The sequence below is a fragment of the Komarekiella delphini-convector SJRDD-AB1 genome (genome assembly GCF_014831675.1).
In the GTDB taxonomy this organism is placed as follows: Bacteria; Cyanobacteriota; Cyanobacteriia; order Cyanobacteriales; family Nostocaceae; genus Komarekiella.
On the sequence record NZ_VJXY01000024.1, the window covers coordinates 90,941 to 107,821 of the forward strand.

Consider the following 16,881-nt stretch of genomic DNA (forward strand, 5'->3'; position numbering starts at 1 on the left):
TTAATCGAATTTGAGGATATCTAGGTAGTAACTGAATATTAGCGATCGCCAGCCCATCTCTCAATCCAATCTAAAATAGCTCGGTTAACTTGTTCTGGGCATTCATCGTGGGGACAATGTCCCACATCCTCTAGATTTAGCAATTCTAATTTCTCGTTATATTGAGCAAATTGGTTAGCAAGGGCTGGAGGAACAAAACGGTCTTTTTGTCCCCAAATCAAAAGCATCGGAATTTTTAAGGTCGGTAATACTGTCTTGACACTAGGACTAAAGTTAATACCGATCGCAGCTTTAAACAAAGCACTAAAAGCACGGGCAGAACCCCGATCTTGGGGTGGCCCAGCTAAAATATCTATGAGTTCATCGGTGATTGCTTCTGGGTTAGCATAAGCAAGACTTGCCCAACGGCGTAGCACACCTGGCCGACGCACAAAGTTAAATACAGGCTTTAGTATCAGCGGAGAAGCAACTATATTTTTAATGGTTCTGACAACTGGTCGTAGTACAGGTGCGATCGCTTCTTGCTCTAATGACGGATCGGGTAAACTCATCATTACCATACCTTGTACCATGTCGGGATAGGTGGCGGCGGCGGCCATAGAAATCAGTGAACCATTGGAATTACCAATTAATACCGCAGGTTGACGGATAAATGTTTTCCAAAAGTCGTGAACTTGCTCTACCCAAAGTTGTATGCTGTAATTGACTGGGGCTTTTTCGGAAGCGCCAAAACCCAGCATGTCTAGGGCATAAACCGTGTGATGCTCACCCAAAACCTCTAAATTATGCCGCCAATGCCCAATAGATGCACCAAAGCCATGTAGCAAGATTAATGGTGTTGTCTGATGGTGATTTTGGGCAGGGCGAATAAACGTGTAACGAGTTTGCCAGCCCCGCCATACCCAATCCCTTTGATTACCAACCCGCTCCTGCCAATGTACCGCAGTAGTCACAGTCCCTCCAATTCATCAGCTTTGAAACACCATTACTTCCAATATAAGAGCTTAATTGCAAATCTTTAGTGCCAAGGCTGTGAGAAGTTGTTACCTTTGTCTACCTGTAAAAGATGTCTACCATATCCGTTCTAAGTACATTTATCAAGAGTTATTGACTATAAATACTACTACGATTTCTGTGTAATACAATGTACTGTATTGGTTTTTATAAACGTCTTGTATATCTAACCTTGTTATTTTGGAAATATGCTTGTTAACCCGACTATCAATTAAGTATTGGTAAATATTTGTAACAATACTTAACATTGTCCCAAGTTGTGTAATTTAGATTAACTATTGCAGAGAAATTCTCTCAGAGTGAGTAGAATGACAAATACAACAAAGCAACTACTTTATGGATTAGTTACCCTAGAATCAGAGACTATGTCTTCAAACCCTAGTTATTCCAGTATTTATGCCTCTGAGGCATACCAATCAAGATTACACCAATCAAGACCACATCAAATCCTTCATTAAGAGCTCCCACAAATCATAATGCCTGTGATTGAGAAAAAACGAACTCGCGATCTGCCACAAATTAACGAACGGATTCGCTTCCCGAAAATTCGGGTTATTGATACTGATGGCGCTCAACTGGGAATTATGCCCCCACAGGAAGCACTACAACTAGCTGAAGAAAAAGAACTAGATCTGGTGCTACTCAGTGACAAGGCTGATCCGCCGGTTTGCCGGATTATGGATTACGGGAAGTACAAGTTTGAGCAGGAGAAAAAGGCGCGGGAAGCCCGGAAAAAGCAGCACACAGCTGATGTTAAAGAAGTTAAGATGCGCTACAAGATAGAAGAACACGACTACAATGTGCGTGTTAAGCAAGCAGAGCGTTTTCTGAAAGATGGTGATAAAGTCAAAGCTACTGTGATGTTCCGGGGTCGAGAAATTCAACACAGTGACCTAGCAGAAGATTTGCTTAAACGAATGGCGACGGATTTAGAGCCATTTGGTGAAGTTCAGCAAGCGCCTAAAAAAGAAGGGCGAAATATGATGATGCTTATCTCGCCCAAAAAATAATCCTCTAACTCTTTAATAGATGAAGTTTGATAATCCTCTGGCTAAAAGTCAGGGGATTCTTTTGTTATGGGGATACAGGAGTGGAGACGCGATTAATCACGTCTATCTGTACAAAAGATTAGGACTTACGCACTGAAGGCTGAAACCTAGATCCCCCCTAGCCCACGCCAGTCGCTCATGGGGGAAACCCCCAAGACCGCGCTGGCTCCCCTTCAAAAGGGGGGAATTTCTAAAGCCCCCTTTTTAAGGGGGTTGGGGGATCTGAGTGCGTAAGTTCTGAAGATATAGCAACAACAGATAGCTCATTGTAGAGATGTTGCATTGTAGAGACGTTGCATTGCAACGTCTCTACAAGGTTTCTGGGTTTATTTATCTGAAATCGATAGTCCTGAGAGCTGAGTGGGAAACATAATACTCAGTTACTCAGGACTTTTGCTATGTCCAGGAGACAGGAGTCAAGGGTCAATAGTGCTGAGTGCTGTAAAGCCATACGGGCATGGCTGCGCTTGGAGCGGTAGCGGGGCGTTTAGTCTGTGCTGTTGCGTTTAGCCCGTCAAGAGTCAGTATTATATTCTCCCCCTACTTCTCTGCTTTGCTGCTCTCCCTGCTCTCTGCCTCTCCACTCCTCGACTCCCCCACTCGTGACGATACCAGAAACTAAAACTGCATGGAACTGAAAAATGACTGGTTGACTGTAAATAGAGGTGTTCTACCACGACTGTTACAGTGGGTAAATCTCCGGCCAGAAGAGAGCGAACGGACTTGGATGATGTTTGCTTTTTACACAACTGTATCTGTAGGATTGCGGTGGGCAGAGGACAGTACAGTCGCACTGTTTTTAGACGAATATGGGACAGACTTATTGCCTTGGATGTATATTGCCAGTGCTGGATTAGGTGCAGGACTGGTTTTTTTATATTCTTGGCTGCAAAAGATTTTCCCCTTACGCCGGGTAATTGTGGCGATCGCACCTTGCATGGTGATGCCATTAGTTTTGTTAGTTTTATTACATTGGGGAACCCATGTTTCATACTTAGCAGTTATTTCGATATTTCTGCTGCGGCTGTGGGTAGATGCACTTTACGTGGTCAATGACCTCAACACGTCCATTGTCGCTAACCAACTATTTAACATTCGGGAAATTAAGCGCACTTACCCACTGGTTAGTAGTGGTTTATTGATCGCTGATGTAATCAGTGGCTTTAGTTTGCCTTGGCTGGTGCAATTTGCCAAGTTGAATAACGTCATTCTCATCGGCTGTGTAATGATTCTATTGGGATCGGGGATTTTATTCTATTTAACTCATCACTATCGAGCAGCTTTTCCCGAAACTCCCCAAAAACTAATTCCTGAAGAACAAGCATCACGACAGCGTTTCGTTAAAAGTCCGTTGAAGGACTATGTTTGGCAGTTGTTTGCCTTTGTAGGTCTGTTACAGGTCATTGGGTTGTTAATAGATTTTCAGTATCTACGAGAACTTCAGTCTAATTTGGACGATCGCGAACTCGCCAGTTTCTTGGGACTATTTGGTGGGATGCTCGGACTGTGTGAGCTATTGACGCAGTGGTTTATTTCTAGCCGACTCATCGAACGGATGGGGGTATTTTTCACCGCTACGCTTTTACCGATCACTGTAGGTTTTTTATTACCAGCAGTGCTGATATTCCTAAATTTAGTTCCAGCAATGCAATCGCAGAGCTTTTTCTGGGGTCTGATAATTCTCAAATTCTGCGATGAACTTTTGCGCTACACCTTTGTCATGAGTAGTGGCCCAGTACTATACCAACCGATCCCAGAGGCCATTCGCAGCCGGATGCAGACATTATCTGGCGGAAATGCGGAAGCGATCGCTACTGGTTTGACAGGATTGGTAATTTTTGCAACTTTGTTTCTTGGTGGACGATTTGTACCAGTATCACTACAAAAGTGGGTGTTGGTAGGGGAAACAATGGTCGTAGCTGGTGCTTGTTTAAAAGTAGTTTGGGAGTTGCGATCGCGTTATGTTGAGTTGTTAGTCTTAAGTGTGGCCCGAGGAAACCTGAGTGCGGCTAATGTGGGCTTACGATTCTTCAAGCAGGGTGTAGTTAAAGCTTTAGGAGAAAACGGCAGCGAGGCAGATAAACGCTCTTGCATTGAACTTTTAGCTCAAATTGATTCCCCAGGCGCAGCGGAAGTTTTAGCACCACTACTAGTCAAATTACCCCCAGATTTGCAATGCCAAAGTTTGGAAGTGATGCTAGTGGGAGGTGCAAATCCGGCTTATTTACCCGCCATCCGCCCTTTGTTAGAACAGCCAGAAGCAACTACCCCTGAAGTTTTTGCCTTAGCGCTACGCTATGTTTGGTTGGCTGAACCAAATCCCAATTTAAGTCTACTAGAAGAATACTTGCACCCCCGCCAAAATTCACTCATCCGCGCTACCGCCGCCGCTTTAGTTTTACGCCAGGGAACGCCAATGCAAAAAGTTGCAGCGACTAAAACCATGCGCCGAATGCTGACTCATAAACAAGAATGGGAACGGGTAAATGGAGTCAGAGCGCTCAGAGAAGCAATTTATTTGCAGGCGTTGCGGGTTCACATTCCGAATTTGTTACAGGATGAGTCTTTACGGGTGCGTTGTGCTGTCTTGGAAATGATTGCAGCAACTCATTCAGAAGAATATTATTCGGCACTAATTGCAGCACTTTACTACAAATCAACCCGCAGTACAGCAATGTTAGCTCTAGTACGACTGGAGAATGAAGCTTTAGAGATGCTGTTGCAGGTGGCTACGAATATTTACAAACCAGAAGTAGTGCGGATGTATGCTTGGCGTACTATTGGTCAGATCAGTACTCAAGAAGCAATGGAGTCTTTATGGCAAAACTTAGAAACATCTTGGGGTACTACTAGGGATCATATTCTTCGTAGCTTGCTAAAAATACACAAACAACCAGGAATTGCTGGTTTAGTAGATCGGTTTTATGAAAGTAGGGTAGAAAATTTAATTAAGCAGGAATTAGGATTTTTAGGTGAGATTTACGCCGCATACATAGATTTCAAAACAATAGATCCTCTAGGATATGATCAATTAAGCCAGAGGATTCTGACTGTCTCTGAGTTAATGCAACGTGCGCTAGTAGAATTAGAATTGGATGTTAAAGAGCGGTTGCTGTTGTTACTGAAGCTGCTTTACTCCCCAGACAAAATGCAGGCGGCGGCGTTCAATCTGCGATCGCAATCAGGGGTAAACTTAGCACGGGGATTAGAAATCTTAGAACATACCGTGACTTCACCCTCAAAGTGTCTGTTGCTGAATATTTTAGATAACCGATCGCAGCAAGAAAAACTGCAACATCTTATAGAAGCCAAAGTTGTAGTATATGAAAATATGTTGATTAGCGATCGCCTCCACAAATTACTGTTGTTGAGTAATTTACTTTCTGACTGGTGCTTAGCTTGCTGTTTTCATTTTGCTCAAATTACTCGTATCCGACTGACAAGTGCTGAGATTTTGGCAGCTTTGCGTCATCCAACTGGTTTTGTCAGAGAAGCTGCGATCGCATATTTAAACATGGTTTCACATCGCCTTCTTTTAGAAATACTACCCCAGTTACAAGACGATCCACATCCGCTTGTAGCTGCTCAAGTTAAAGACTTGCTCAAAAAATCCCACGAATGGGCTTCAGATCCCCGACTTCTTTGAGAAGTCGGGGATCTTGTTTCAAACAAGCCTAACTGCTCACAAGTGCTATCACTTTCTGGTCACATTTGTTTGTAATACTGTAAATAAATCAACCAGCGACAACCCACTTTATTGGAGGGCAAAATGGCTTCTAGCCAACTCCAACACGCTATTGGTATATTTCACAGCCGGAAAATTGCACTACAAGCGCTCGATGAACTGAGGATTAGTGGTTTTCCGATGAATAAAATTTCTGTAATCACTAAAAAACCTCAGCTTGAGGAGCTTGACAGTTCCGACACGAGTGATAATACTATGACTCCTGCTGAAGGTGCTAGGGCGGGTGGATTAGCAGGTGCTAGGACAGGAGGTTTACTTACCTTGGTTGCAGGTCTAGGTATTTTGCTGATTCCTGATTTTGGCCCAGCGTTAGCAGTAGAGTCTGTTTTAGCTACCCTTTTAGGAAGTGGAGCTAGTGCGGCGGCTGGCGGTCTGATTGGCGCACTACGAGGTTGGTTTCTTCCCGAAGAAGCCGCCCAACTTTATAACGACCGAGTATCCCAAGGCGATTATTTGGTGACAATAGAAAGCACAGAAGAAGATATCCGTCAAGCCGAGCCTATTCTTAAGCGTTGGGGTATTCAGGAATGGCGCGTGTTTGACATTCCCAGAAGTTAAACAGTTGGGAAATCTAAGCTATTCACTGCGACAACACTCTTTCGCTAACCTGTAAACTGAAATAGGAAGTCAAACATTAAGAATAGCCATGTACGTACTAATTGGCGGAGCAGGCTTAGTGGGCTTAAGTTTGGCCCAGAAATTGGTAGAACTGGGGCACACAGTTGCCATCATTGACATCGACCCTACTGCTTGCCGCTACGCCCGTGAACAAGTGGGGGCAATGGCTTTTGAAGGCAGTGCCGTGAGTACAGAAGTCTTGTTAGAAGCTGGGATTCGCAAAGCTGGCTCCTTGGCGGCTGTCCTGAGAAGTGATGCTTTAAACTTGGCAATGGTAACTCTTGCTAAGCACTACGGTGTTCCCCATCTTTTGAGTCGGATGCGCCACCCTGATTTTGCCGAACCTCTGCGTTTAGCTGGAGCCAACCATATCATCAGTACCGTTGAACTAGCAGTTTCAACAATGGTAAATTCCATTGAGTATCCTCAAGTAGAATCAATGATGCATTTTGAGCAGGGGCAGATTGAGGTACTAAAACTTTCCATCCCAAACAATTGCTATGTTGTTGGTCGTAGCGTTGCCGAAATCGCTCAGGATTATCGGTTTCCCACTGGCTCTCTAATTATTGGCTATCAACCTCATCCCCACGAGGATTTGATGATTCCTAATGGTAGTACAGTACTAGAACCTGATTCAACTGTGCTGATTGTGACGAAACCTGGGTCATTACATCAAGTTATTGATTTTATCGAAGGTTGTAAATAGTTTTGAAGCTGCATCCACATTTTTATTTAGCGATCGCTATTATTGCTCTTACATCTTGTAAATCAACAGAAGTTACATCACCAAAACCCAATACTACTGAGTCAACTCCATCTCAAAAGGTAGTAACTCTGGATAAAAATTTCAAGATAGCAATGGGTCAAACTATCTATGTTCCTGTCTATTCTCATATTTATCATCACAATCGGCAGGAGGTTTTCAATTTAGCGGTTACGCTCAGTATTCGGAACACAGATTTGACCAATCCTATGGTTATTACTTCTGTACGTTACTATGACTCAGAAGGTAAATTAGTCAAGCAGTATTTAGAACGCCCGATTCAACTTGATGCACTAGCTTCTACAGATTTTTTTGTAAATAGAAATGACACTAGTGGAGGTTTGGGCGCAAATTACATTGTAGAGTGGGTAGCCCAAACAGAAATATCTGAGCCGATAGTAGAGGCAATCATGATTGGTACTGACTTTCAACAAGGAATTTCTTTTATCAGTCCTGGTAGGATAATTCAAAATCAGAGTAGTAATCAGCGATCGCTTTCACCATAACTGTTTTAGAAAGCTCATTTCTCATTTGTAGTTTCTCACAAATAATTTAGGGTGGCTATATCTGTGTTTACCTGTGGTTCTAAGTAGGTAGACATATTAATGAATATCAGAGGTTCATCGACAAAGCTCAGAGGTTCATCGACAAAGCTCAAAGGTTCATCGACAAAGCTCAAAGGTTCATTCACGAAGCTCAAAGGTTCATCGACAAAGCTCAAAGGTTCATTCACGAAGCTCAAAGGTTCATCGACAAAGCTCAAAGGTTCATTCACGAAGCTCAAAGGTTCATTCACGAAGCTCAAAGGTTCATCGATAAAGCTCAGAGGTTAATTCACGAGTATCAAAGACTTATTTACAATAGACCTCTTGCATAAATCAAAAATAAGAACCCCACCCTGCCAAATCTACGCTTTGTCTCCCCTCCTCTTGCTACTACGGTGTACACACATCTCTGTACCAAACCAAAATCGTGTAGATCCTCCTAAATCCTCCTTAAAAAGGAGGACTTTGAGAAGTTTTTGCCCCCCTTTTTAAGGGGGGTTGGGGGGATCAAAAACTTGTGAGGCCACTCTCAAAGACTTGTGTGTACACCGTAGCCTTAGCAAGGGGAGGGGTTGGGGGTGGGGTGCTAGGGACTTTTGCAAGAGGTCTAATATTTGTATTGCTCCTAATCTCTACCTGTAAACAAAATTTAATTAGTTCTATCTAAACCTCCATGTCTGAATAGGCACACCAGGAAATAAAAAGATCTCTTTCTTTCTATGCCCCATGCCCCATACCCAACAACTACTTAATCATCATCAAGTTGAAGCAATTGTTCATCAATAGCTTGTATCCGCCCCCGCACAATTTCTTCTGAGAGAATTCGCTTCCGCATTGCCTCATTAAGCGCTCCCTTTTCTGCCAGTAGTAAACGGCGGCGAACAGCATCGAGTTTACTAAGATCACCATTTTTGGCTTCTAACTCCTCTGGGCGGCGATTATAAAATTCCCGCAGTGCCTTTTCCGCTCCAGCAATTCGCACCTGATAAGCTGAACGCATCTCTTCATAGACGGCTTTTGGTAAAACCCCTGACTTTAATAGGCTATCTAATTCATCTTGGGCTGCTTTACCCGTCATCAACTGGGCTTGCAATTCTTCTACTTGCTGCTGAGCTTCTGAAAATTGAGATAATTTTAAGCGTTTTACTACCCAAGGTAAACTTAAACCCTGTCCCACTAACGACACCAGCACACTGCCAAAGACTAAAGCAATGAGGACTTCTCGCCCTGGTAGTGTGGTAGGTAAGCTCAACGCCAGAGCCATTGAGAGTGAACCTTTGATATTGCCTAAAAACAGTAAATGTTGCCAGCGTAGCGGAATTGGGCGGTCAAACCAACGCACCCCTGCAAGCAGCGGATAGACTGTAAGAACTCGCCCTACTTGATAAGCCAAAACTGCAAGCGCAATTGCAGGTAAAGTTCTCCAAAGCGTTACCAAGTCTATCTCTACACCAATCAACAGAAAGATAAAGGTATTGACGGTAAAACTGGCATATTCCCAGAAACTTAATAAGGTAATGCGACTAGAAGCAGAAGTATTACGAGAAAGTCCAAAATTTCCGAAAATTAATCCAGCTACAACTACAGCCACAGCACCAGATACACCGAGAAATTGCCCTACCTGAAAAGTTCCTAATGCAACTGCGACTGTCAATAAGAGACTGCTAAGAGGATCATCTAAACGAGCAAAAACAGGTATACTTAAGTAGCCCAAAACTAACCCAACAAGACAACCCCCCAGAGAGATAAATAGCAGTTGTTGGATTCCCTCTAGAAATGTGAGTGAACCTGTTGAATATACTTGCAAAATCAGGTTGAATGAAACCAGGGCGGCGGCATCGTTGAATAGGGTTTCTCCTTCAACAATGGTAGAAAGCCTGGAGGGCACTGGTATCTCTTTAAAGACCGCAATCATTGAAACTGTATCAGTATTTGCCAGAATTACTCCGACAAATAAGGCAGGTATCCAACTCAGCCCCAGCCCCAGCTTCAACAGGACGGCAATAATAGCACTAGAAAGCACAGCCCCAGGGCCAGCTAAAAGGGCAATTGGTTTAAATGTGCTGCGTAGGCGGCTGACGTCTGTATTAATGCCAGCTTCAAAGATGAGAATTGGTAAGAAAAGATTTAAAACTAGGGAAGGATCTAAACCAATCGGACGAGATAATAACTCAGTGATTGGTAAACCTGCTAATACTAAACCTGTGACGTAAGGGATTCGTAATCGCCGGGATAGTAAAGCTACACCTGTAGCAACTAGCAAGAGAATAATTGAAACTTTGACTAATAAAGTAACATCCACATGACTTTCTCAAAAGTTATTTTAATACTGATAGATTCTCACCTTAAAGTCGCTAAATTAGCAACTTCAGATTTGCTCTGGCTGCGATCGCTTGTGTCTAAAATTTTTAACATGTAAGCTCGATTAGTTGTCAATTCTTGATTTCTGACTAATTAAATTCTCATATTGCTCTGGTGTCGTCTGAAAATAATCAGATAAAGATGAAGTGCAAAATTTTACTAGGAATCTCATTATGGTACTTGAATCAGCAATCGGTGAGGAAGTCATTGCCACCAATCTCAAGCAGTTTCTCTTGGTACTTTCGGTATCTTTAAGCGTAGCGACACTACCGCAGATATTTAGCTGGTTTCGCCAGATACCCTACACTTTACTACTGGTGATTGTCGGCTTAGGGTTGGCGTTTGTTGATGTCCGTCTGGTGACTCTTTCCCCCGAATTAATTTTGTCCATTTTTTTACCACCACTGTTGTTTGAAGCTGCATGGAATTTGAAATGGTCAGAATTGAAAAAGGATTTAGTGCCAATTTGCCTGTATGCAGTTCTGGGGGTAGTGATTTCGATTGTAGGGGTAGCGATCGCTCTCAATCAACTAGCTGGACTCTCGTTAGCTACAGCTTTGCTTATTGGCGCTAGCCTGTCTGCTACTGACCCTGTTTCTGTAACCGCTTTGTTTCGTGAATTGGGTGTAGGTAGCCGTTTAGTCACTTTAATGGAGGGTGAAAGCTTATTCAATGATGGCATGGCGGTGGTTGCCTTCGGTTTTTTGGTAGCGCTGCCTTTAGGAAATGTCGAATTGGGCTTACAACCAATTTTGGTGCGGTTTTTTACAGTTGTCGGCATTGGTGTCGCGGTGGGAGGTTTAATTGGGTTTGGCATCTCTTACCTCACGCAACGCTTTGATTTGCCAATGGTAGAACAGTCTTTAACTTTGGTGTCCGCTTACGGCACTTACCTGATTATCGAAGACTTGGGCGGTTCTGGAGTAATTGGAGTTGTCACCACAGGTTTGATTTTGGGTAACTTTGGCTCTCGCATCGGCATGAATCCCCGCACGCGAATTATTGTCTCCGAGTTTTGGGAATTTTTAGCGTTCTTTGTTAACTCGATTGTGTTCTTGCTAATTGGTGATCAAATTCGCTTTGCTAGTTTGGGAGAAAACTTGCAAATCATCGCCATAACAGTGGGAGCAATGATTTTGATGCGAGCAATTGCTACTTATATTCTCAGCACCTTGAGTGTGAAAATCACTAACTCAGAAATTCCCTTGGCTGACCAAACTATACTGTGGTGGGGTGGGTTACGTGGTTCCGTCGCCATTGCCTTGGCATTGAGTGTACCGACGCTACTAATAGAACGAGAGAAAATCATCGCTACGGTATTTGGAGTAGTTTTATTTACTTTACTTGCACAGGGATTGACCATCAAACCTTTATTGCAAAAGCTGAATCTTCTAGGCAACGCACCCTTACGTGAGCAGTATTTAGAGTTAGTTGCCCGTTATATAGCTCTAGAACGCGTTTTGCAACACCTCCAGGCAGATCAACGTCCGGGCATCGACCCAGAGTTTTACCGTTACCAAGAGAAACTTATCAAGGGCGAAATTACGGATTTGCAAGGAAAAATTGACAAATTACAGGTTGAATATCCAAATCTTCGCAGTTTTATAACTGAACAATTTCGAGGAGAACTGCTAGCAATTGAAGCAGATACTTATGCAGAATTTGTCAAATCTGGTCGGTTAAATAAACAACTAGCACCCATGCTTCAAGACGTTTTGCAATATGGAGGTGAAACAGAGGGGTAGGTTAATTTGTCATTAGGACTTACGCAAAAACTCTCTGAAACTCTTATTTCTCCGTGCCCTCTGTCTTGAGAAGTTCTGACCGGAGGAAACCTCCGCTCAGACTTCTCGCTGTGTCCTCTGTGGTTCGTTCCGTTACCCGTGCGTAAGTTCTGGTCATTTGTCAAGAGTTATTGATCATTAATTTTTCTTTCCCCCTCTACTCCCCTGCCCCCCCTGCACCTCTAGCCCTATGCTACTCACGGGCTGATAACAGGTAAGCAATCTCATTTATAATTTCCTCTGGATTCTCAAGCTTGGTGATGAATCGATCAAAGCCAGCACTCAAGGCCTTGTGGCATGAAACCTCACGTGTATAAGAAGTGATGGCGATCGCTGGTAACTGCCGTAGAAATCGGCAAGAATGCACCCGAATTTGCCCAATCAACCAATTGCCATCATGATGGGGCAACTTTACATTACACAGCAGAATATCGGGATGAAGCGATTCAACTAAGGCGAGGGCTATTTCTGCATTGACAAAAGCCATCACCTCTGCGCCTGCGGCTTCCAGAATGAAGATGAGCAAGTCTGCAATATCTGGCTCATCTTCCACCAGCATGATCCTGATTCCAACAAGGTGCTGAAGCAAATTTGTCTTACTTTCTTGATCGCTGGTTTGGTCTATTGTCATGCTGTTCTTTTGTTACCTAGTATGCTTTACTTCTATTGCAACGCATAAAACAAAATAAATATTCCCTCTAAATAAACACATTTAAACAAAAAGCATTTTCGACATGAAGAAGTTTATTCACGGAGCAATACTTACCGCCTGATTAAATGAGCGATCGCGCTTACAGTTAATACCAAAATATATAGTAATAACCAATTAGCGATTAGTATCTGGTGCAATGCTAGTGATTTCCTAAGTAGTTTATTGCAATTTACATATATTACTCTTTCGGCATAGAATCTTATGTGTCTTCTGGAAGAAGACACAATATAAAAGATAAAGCTAATCTGTATATACAATCACAAAGCGATTTCGTAAGTCTAAACGTAAGCTTGAAAATCGATTTTGTCAAAACATAAGGAGAAGTAAAATGAGTATAGAAGATAGAGCAAAAGCTGTTGGTAAAAACATCGAAGGCAAAGCTCAAGAAGCACTAGGAAATATTACTGGCGATCCTGAAGATAAAGCTGAAGGAAAAGCAAAGCAAGCTGAAAGCCAAGTTCGTCATGGCGTAGAAGACGTTAAAGATCAAGTTAAAAAGAATATTGACTAGTAAAATTTGAATTTTTCTAGCATACTCTACATAGAATACGCTTAAAAGCTGGACAAACTTTGAGAAATCGACCCCTTTATTGGACTTAATTGGACTCTAAAAGGGGTTGATTTTGTAAATCAATGACCAAATAATTCGTAATACTTGCTATTCGCGTAGCATCTTTCGACGACACGCTATGCGAACGTAGAAAAAGCGAGAAGCAAGCTAACTAATGGACTACGCCCCGCGACGCTAATGTAATTCGTAAATCAAGAAAGTGCAAAGTAAGCACTGATTACAAATACAAATTATGTAAAGCCTTTGGCATAGCTACGCTTAAAGCGCAGCGGGGCATAATTTATTATCAATTACGAATTATGACTGTTCTTAAAGACGTAAAAATCAACTATACCAAGTAGGAGTAAAAATGTTATGGCTCTTGTAAAAATCGCAGACTTCGATCCCAACTATCATGAAAATTTTAATGAAAATGATATTAAGGGAATGGATATCTATACAGATAGCGATGAGAAGATTGGTACAGTTAGTGATGTTTTAGTAGATGAAGAAGGTCTTTTCCGATATTTTGTAGTTGATCTGGGCTTATGGATTTTTGGAAAAAAAGTATTATTACCAGTTGGACGTTCTCGGCTTGACCAGAATTCTAGCCGTATTTACGCTGTGGGAATGACTAAAGAGCAAGCGGAAAATTTACCTGAGTTTAATGAGCGTCAAGAGGTTGATCGTGACTATGAAGAACGGGTAAGGCAAGTCTATCGCCCAACATTTCTAGATGCAACATCTTCGACTGCTAGCACTTACAATCCCGATACCTATAACTACCAACAAGAGCCTTCTTTGTACGATCTCAATGACCAGGATCATCAAACATTCAAACTATATCAAGAACGGCTGATTGCAAGTAAAACTCGCACTAAGACAGGAGAAGTAGCGATTGGTAAACGTGTTGAAACTGAAACTGCACGGGTTTCAGTACCAATCGAAAAAGAACGAGTTGTGATTGAACGAGTGACTCCTGTAGATGCTGGAAAAGCGGTTGCGCCTGGTAGTGTTAACTTCGGCGAAGGTGAGGTAGCACGCATAGAAGTTTATGAAGAGACGGCTGACATTCACAAAGAAGCATTTGTGCATGAAGAAGTCAGAATTAAGAAAGTGGTCGAGCAAGAAATGGTTGAAGCGCAAGAAACGCTTCGTCGAGAAGAGTTAGATGTTGAGACTGATGGGCTTCCCGTTGTGGAAGGCTCAGATTCAAATTTAATTTAATTATGTTTGAGCAAAATTCAAAGGCGAGCAGTTTAAAATCTGCTTCCACTTAAAAATAATACAGGCGAGTCGCATCTGAGGCTCTGCCTGTATTTTTGATTGTCCAGTTTCAATTTGGTATCAGAGGTCGTTTGAAAAGTAGTTACCTGTGATTTTAGGCACTTGTTGATCCCCTCTAACCCACGCCAGTCGCTCATGGGGAGCCACCCCCTTGCGGAGGTTCCCGACGCTCAATGACTCGCTAACGCTGCGCTATCCGTTGTGGGGAGTGGCGTGGAAACCCCCTTGGCGCTAGCCTCTCCCTTTGGGAGAAGACCTCGCTGGCTCCCCTTTTTAAGGGAAGAAACCGGAATTAAAGTCCCCCTTGGAAAGGGGGATTTAGGGGGATCTAGAACGTTTTGCTACCAACAAGAGGACTTTTCAAACATCCTCTCAGCTCGACTTTATCCAAAATGAATAACTCGGCTTTTCTTATCCGGCAAAAATTCTGGTTTTTTGGCAAATACTTTTCCTATATTCTTGATTCACGATCAAGTCGAAAAACTAAAACTACACTCCCGCGATGCTTTCAGCGTCGGGTTTTGGGTTTCGTAAAAATGGATAAAGTCGAGATCAGGCGCGATCGCTATATACTGCACCAAAACTATGATCAGCTTGAATCTCAATAACTAAATCCACCGCTGTGGGATCTGCTAGCAACGGTTTGATAAATAATTCTGGGTGAAGCGATCGCCAAAAATAATTGACAAATTGCTCTATCTCTGCATTAGACATCCCTGATTTACCAGCAGCAATCATCTGTTGTTCCGCCTGTTTACGCCACTCCAAGGAACAGCGGTAATCGGTTGGATAGAGCAAAATTAAGCTGTCTAATCGCGCCCACAGTGGAAGATAATCGTGGAGGCGGTGATTTATATCACGGGCAAATGTTTTATCTTCATCTGTGATAATTGGTGGCGGTGCAGTATCAAATAAATCTGCGTTAATTGGTTGCACACCCACAAACCAACCTTCAAACAATACAATATCCACACCTGTGATTATTTCTGGAGTAGTGCGATCGCCAGCACCTCCATAGGCAGATTTATCAAAACGGGGAACTATAACCGGACTTTGCCGCTGGCGAATCTGATCTATTAAATTTAAGCCTAATTCTATATCATGGGTTCCTGGTGGCCCTCGCCAAATCAAGCGAGGATCTTGCTGTATTAAGGCTAGGCGATCGCTATAAGTTTTGTACAAGTCATCCAAAGATAAACCCAGAGTCCGGTATCCCAACTGCTGAAGAATCAAGTTGAGAACCTTAGACATTGTGGTTTTACCTGTGCCTTGTGCTCCCAAAATCCCTTGAATTAGAGGTCGTTCCAACTGTTGGCAGTGCGATGCTAGTTTGATTCCTAAAGGTAGCCACAAGTCCCACAACACCTGTAACATTTCCTGGGGTTGCACCTGAAGATTAGTCTGGCAGAATTCACTAAAAGCTGGCAAAACGGATTTTAGTAAATGCGATCGCACTTGGATAACTTCATCCACATTTTCTGGTGTGATCCCAAAAGCTGTTGCCCTTAACTTATCTGTCAGCGCGGCTTCTCGTGCTTCCTGCTGCCAAGTTTCTTCTACCTCTGTTCCAGTCAAAATCTCTTCAAACCACGACTTCATAGTCTCCCCCTGCCTCCCCTACCTCCCCTGCTCCCCTCTTCTTCTCACGATCCCAGCTTAAAGGCTTCAAGAAATAGGCTGTAGATGAAACCAACTTTTAGGAAATTGAGTGAGTCTACCCAAAGCGATCGTCTAGACAAAAAGCTCTGACTATAAAATATCCTGCTAGTAAATTCTGTCAACACCACTAAAAACGCAGCTACCACAATGTCTAAGAAACCCCTTTGACCAGCTGTAGTAGAAACTGCGTTTCCTACAAAAAAACCGAACAAAAAACTAATTATCAACAGCGATAGTCGCCGCCAAGGATTCAAAAACCATTGCCCCAAACGGCTAGCAATGGCATCAAAAAGGTTGTTGAGACGAGTATTTTGCATCAGTGAGACTTCTAGGCAAAAGTCAAGATATCGTAAAAGGGGCTGGGGACTGGGGAACTCGGGGCCCCCTCTGAGGATAAGGGGCAATGGGGACTGGGAACTTAGGTAATCAGCGGAAAAATCATAGAACTTGCTGTAACCCCAGATATATTTTGAAACAATTTCCCAGTACTCTTTGAGTGGAGTGGTTCGCCATGAGCCACCAATCAAATTAATATGGTGGGGAACTCCGACGCTTGTTCATTGCTATCGCTATCGCCGCGACTAGTGAAATATTCTTATATTGAGGATATTGCTTTCAGCATAAGCTTCTTTGTTAGTATGTGAATATGTACTGGTTTTCCAGTGTCCAAAAAACTTGACCCATCTTATTATTTTCAGGGGAGTATAGATCCCCGAAAGGTAGTTGCCCGTCTTGTAGTATCTCACAGCTTAGGAGAGTTATCTATAAGGTTTGGCAGAGGACGCCTTGTTATG

14 protein-coding genes are annotated in these 16,881 nt (G+C 42.9%); 8 read left to right on the forward strand and 6 right to left on the reverse strand.

Going from position 1 to position 16,881, the window contains the following annotated elements:
* Window positions 1–38: 38 nt before the first annotated feature.
* Window positions 39–953, reverse strand: a complete 915-nt coding sequence (locus FNW02_RS21070) for an alpha/beta fold hydrolase (protein ID WP_191759455.1) — start codon at window positions 951–953, stop codon at window positions 39–41.
* 537 nt (window positions 954–1,490) lie between these two features.
* On the opposite strand from FNW02_RS21070, the gene infC reads away from it, so the two are divergent.
* The 5 genes from infC (at window position 1,491) to FNW02_RS21095 (ending at window position 7,695) form a co-directional block, all read left to right on the forward strand.
* Window positions 1,491–2,024, forward strand: a complete 534-nt coding sequence (gene infC, locus FNW02_RS21075) for a translation initiation factor IF-3 (RefSeq protein ID WP_086687969.1) — start codon at window positions 1,491–1,493, stop codon at window positions 2,022–2,024.
* 667 nt (window positions 2,025–2,691) lie between these two features.
* Window positions 2,692–5,709 carry an MFS transporter gene (locus FNW02_RS21080; protein ID WP_191759456.1) on the forward strand — a complete coding sequence of 1,006 codons (3,018 nt, stop codon included), beginning with the start codon at window positions 2,692–2,694 and terminating at the stop codon, window positions 5,707–5,709.
* Between the two features lie 123 nt (window positions 5,710–5,832).
* Window positions 5,833–6,366, forward strand: coding sequence for a hypothetical protein (locus FNW02_RS21085; RefSeq protein ID WP_191759457.1), 534 nt, complete (start codon window positions 5,833–5,835; stop codon window positions 6,364–6,366).
* An 88-nt stretch (window positions 6,367–6,454) separates the two neighbouring features.
* The gene (locus tag FNW02_RS21090) at window positions 6,455–7,132 is read left to right on the forward strand and encodes a potassium channel family protein (RefSeq protein ID WP_191759458.1); all 678 of its coding nucleotides are present in this window, start codon (window positions 6,455–6,457) and stop codon (window positions 7,130–7,132) included.
* A gap of 2 nt (window positions 7,133–7,134) precedes the next feature.
* Window positions 7,135–7,695, forward strand: coding sequence for a DUF3124 domain-containing protein (locus FNW02_RS21095; protein ID WP_191759459.1), 561 nt, complete (start codon window positions 7,135–7,137; stop codon window positions 7,693–7,695).
* Window positions 7,696–7,730: 35 nt separating this feature from the next.
* Here the strand turns inward: FNW02_RS21095 and FNW02_RS21100 are convergent, their stop codons facing one another.
* Window positions 7,731–7,985: a hypothetical protein gene (locus tag FNW02_RS21100; protein WP_191759460.1), complete on the reverse strand. Its 255-nt coding sequence runs from the start codon at window positions 7,983–7,985 to the stop codon at window positions 7,731–7,733.
* A 497-nt stretch (window positions 7,986–8,482) separates the two neighbouring features.
* Window positions 8,483–10,036: a cation:proton antiporter domain-containing protein gene (locus FNW02_RS21105; RefSeq protein WP_191759461.1), complete on the reverse strand. Its 1,554-nt coding sequence runs from the start codon at window positions 10,034–10,036 to the stop codon at window positions 8,483–8,485.
* A gap of 232 nt (window positions 10,037–10,268) precedes the next feature.
* Here FNW02_RS21105 and FNW02_RS21110 point away from each other — a divergent pair, with 232 nt between their 5' ends.
* Window positions 10,269–11,840: a cation:proton antiporter gene (locus FNW02_RS21110; protein WP_191759462.1), complete on the forward strand. Its 1,572-nt coding sequence runs from the start codon at window positions 10,269–10,271 to the stop codon at window positions 11,838–11,840.
* A gap of 232 nt (window positions 11,841–12,072) precedes the next feature.
* On the opposite strand, the gene FNW02_RS21115 is transcribed toward FNW02_RS21110, so the two are convergent.
* Window positions 12,073–12,510 (reverse strand): response regulator, encoded by a 438-nt coding sequence (locus FNW02_RS21115; protein WP_191759463.1) that lies wholly within the window; start codon window positions 12,508–12,510, stop codon window positions 12,073–12,075.
* 409 nt (window positions 12,511–12,919) lie between these two features.
* Between FNW02_RS21115 and FNW02_RS21120 the strand changes: the two genes are divergently transcribed.
* Window positions 12,920–13,102 carry a CsbD family protein gene (locus FNW02_RS21120; protein WP_191759464.1) on the forward strand — a complete coding sequence of 61 codons (183 nt, stop codon included), beginning with the start codon at window positions 12,920–12,922 and terminating at the stop codon, window positions 13,100–13,102.
* Between the two features lie 414 nt (window positions 13,103–13,516).
* Window positions 13,517–14,368, forward strand: coding sequence for a DUF2382 domain-containing protein (locus tag FNW02_RS21125; protein ID WP_191759465.1), 852 nt, complete (start codon window positions 13,517–13,519; stop codon window positions 14,366–14,368).
* Window positions 14,369–14,980: 612 nt separating this feature from the next.
* On the opposite strand, the gene FNW02_RS21130 is transcribed toward FNW02_RS21125, so the two are convergent.
* On the reverse strand, window positions 14,981–16,027 hold the full coding sequence (locus tag FNW02_RS21130) for a glycerate kinase (protein ID WP_191759466.1): 1,047 nt from the start codon (window positions 16,025–16,027) through the stop codon (window positions 14,981–14,983).
* A gap of 44 nt (window positions 16,028–16,071) precedes the next feature.
* The gene (locus tag FNW02_RS21135; RefSeq protein ID WP_191759467.1) at window positions 16,072–16,404 is read right to left on the reverse strand and encodes a DUF565 domain-containing protein; all 333 of its coding nucleotides are present in this window, start codon (window positions 16,402–16,404) and stop codon (window positions 16,072–16,074) included.
* Between the last annotated feature and the right edge of the window lie 477 nt (window positions 16,405–16,881).

What these genes read in the sequence shown, in the direction of transcription:
- infC (WP_086687969.1), top strand. Translation starts at nt 1,491, where the DNA reads ATGCCTGTGATTGAGAAAAAACGAACTCGCGATCTGCCACAAATTAAC.
- FNW02_RS21080 (WP_191759456.1), top strand. Translation starts at nt 2,692, where the DNA reads ATGGAACTGAAAAATGACTGGTTGACTGTAAATAGAGGTGTTCTACCA.
- FNW02_RS21085 (WP_191759457.1), top strand. Translation starts at nt 5,833, where the DNA reads ATGGCTTCTAGCCAACTCCAACACGCTATTGGTATATTTCACAGCCGG.
- FNW02_RS21090 (WP_191759458.1), top strand. Translation starts at nt 6,455, where the DNA reads ATGTACGTACTAATTGGCGGAGCAGGCTTAGTGGGCTTAAGTTTGGCC.
- FNW02_RS21110 (WP_191759462.1), top strand. Translation starts at nt 10,269, where the DNA reads ATGGTACTTGAATCAGCAATCGGTGAGGAAGTCATTGCCACCAATCTC.
- FNW02_RS21115 (WP_191759463.1), bottom strand. Translation starts at nt 12,510, where the DNA reads ATGACAATAGACCAAACCAGCGATCAAGAAAGTAAGACAAATTTGCTT.
- FNW02_RS21120 (WP_191759464.1), top strand. Translation starts at nt 12,920, where the DNA reads ATGAGTATAGAAGATAGAGCAAAAGCTGTTGGTAAAAACATCGAAGGC.
- FNW02_RS21125 (WP_191759465.1), top strand. Translation starts at nt 13,517, where the DNA reads ATGGCTCTTGTAAAAATCGCAGACTTCGATCCCAACTATCATGAAAAT.
- FNW02_RS21130 (WP_191759466.1), bottom strand. Translation starts at nt 16,027, where the DNA reads ATGAAGTCGTGGTTTGAAGAGATTTTGACTGGAACAGAGGTAGAAGAA.
- FNW02_RS21135 (WP_191759467.1), bottom strand. Translation starts at nt 16,404, where the DNA reads ATGCAAAATACTCGTCTCAACAACCTTTTTGATGCCATTGCTAGCCGT.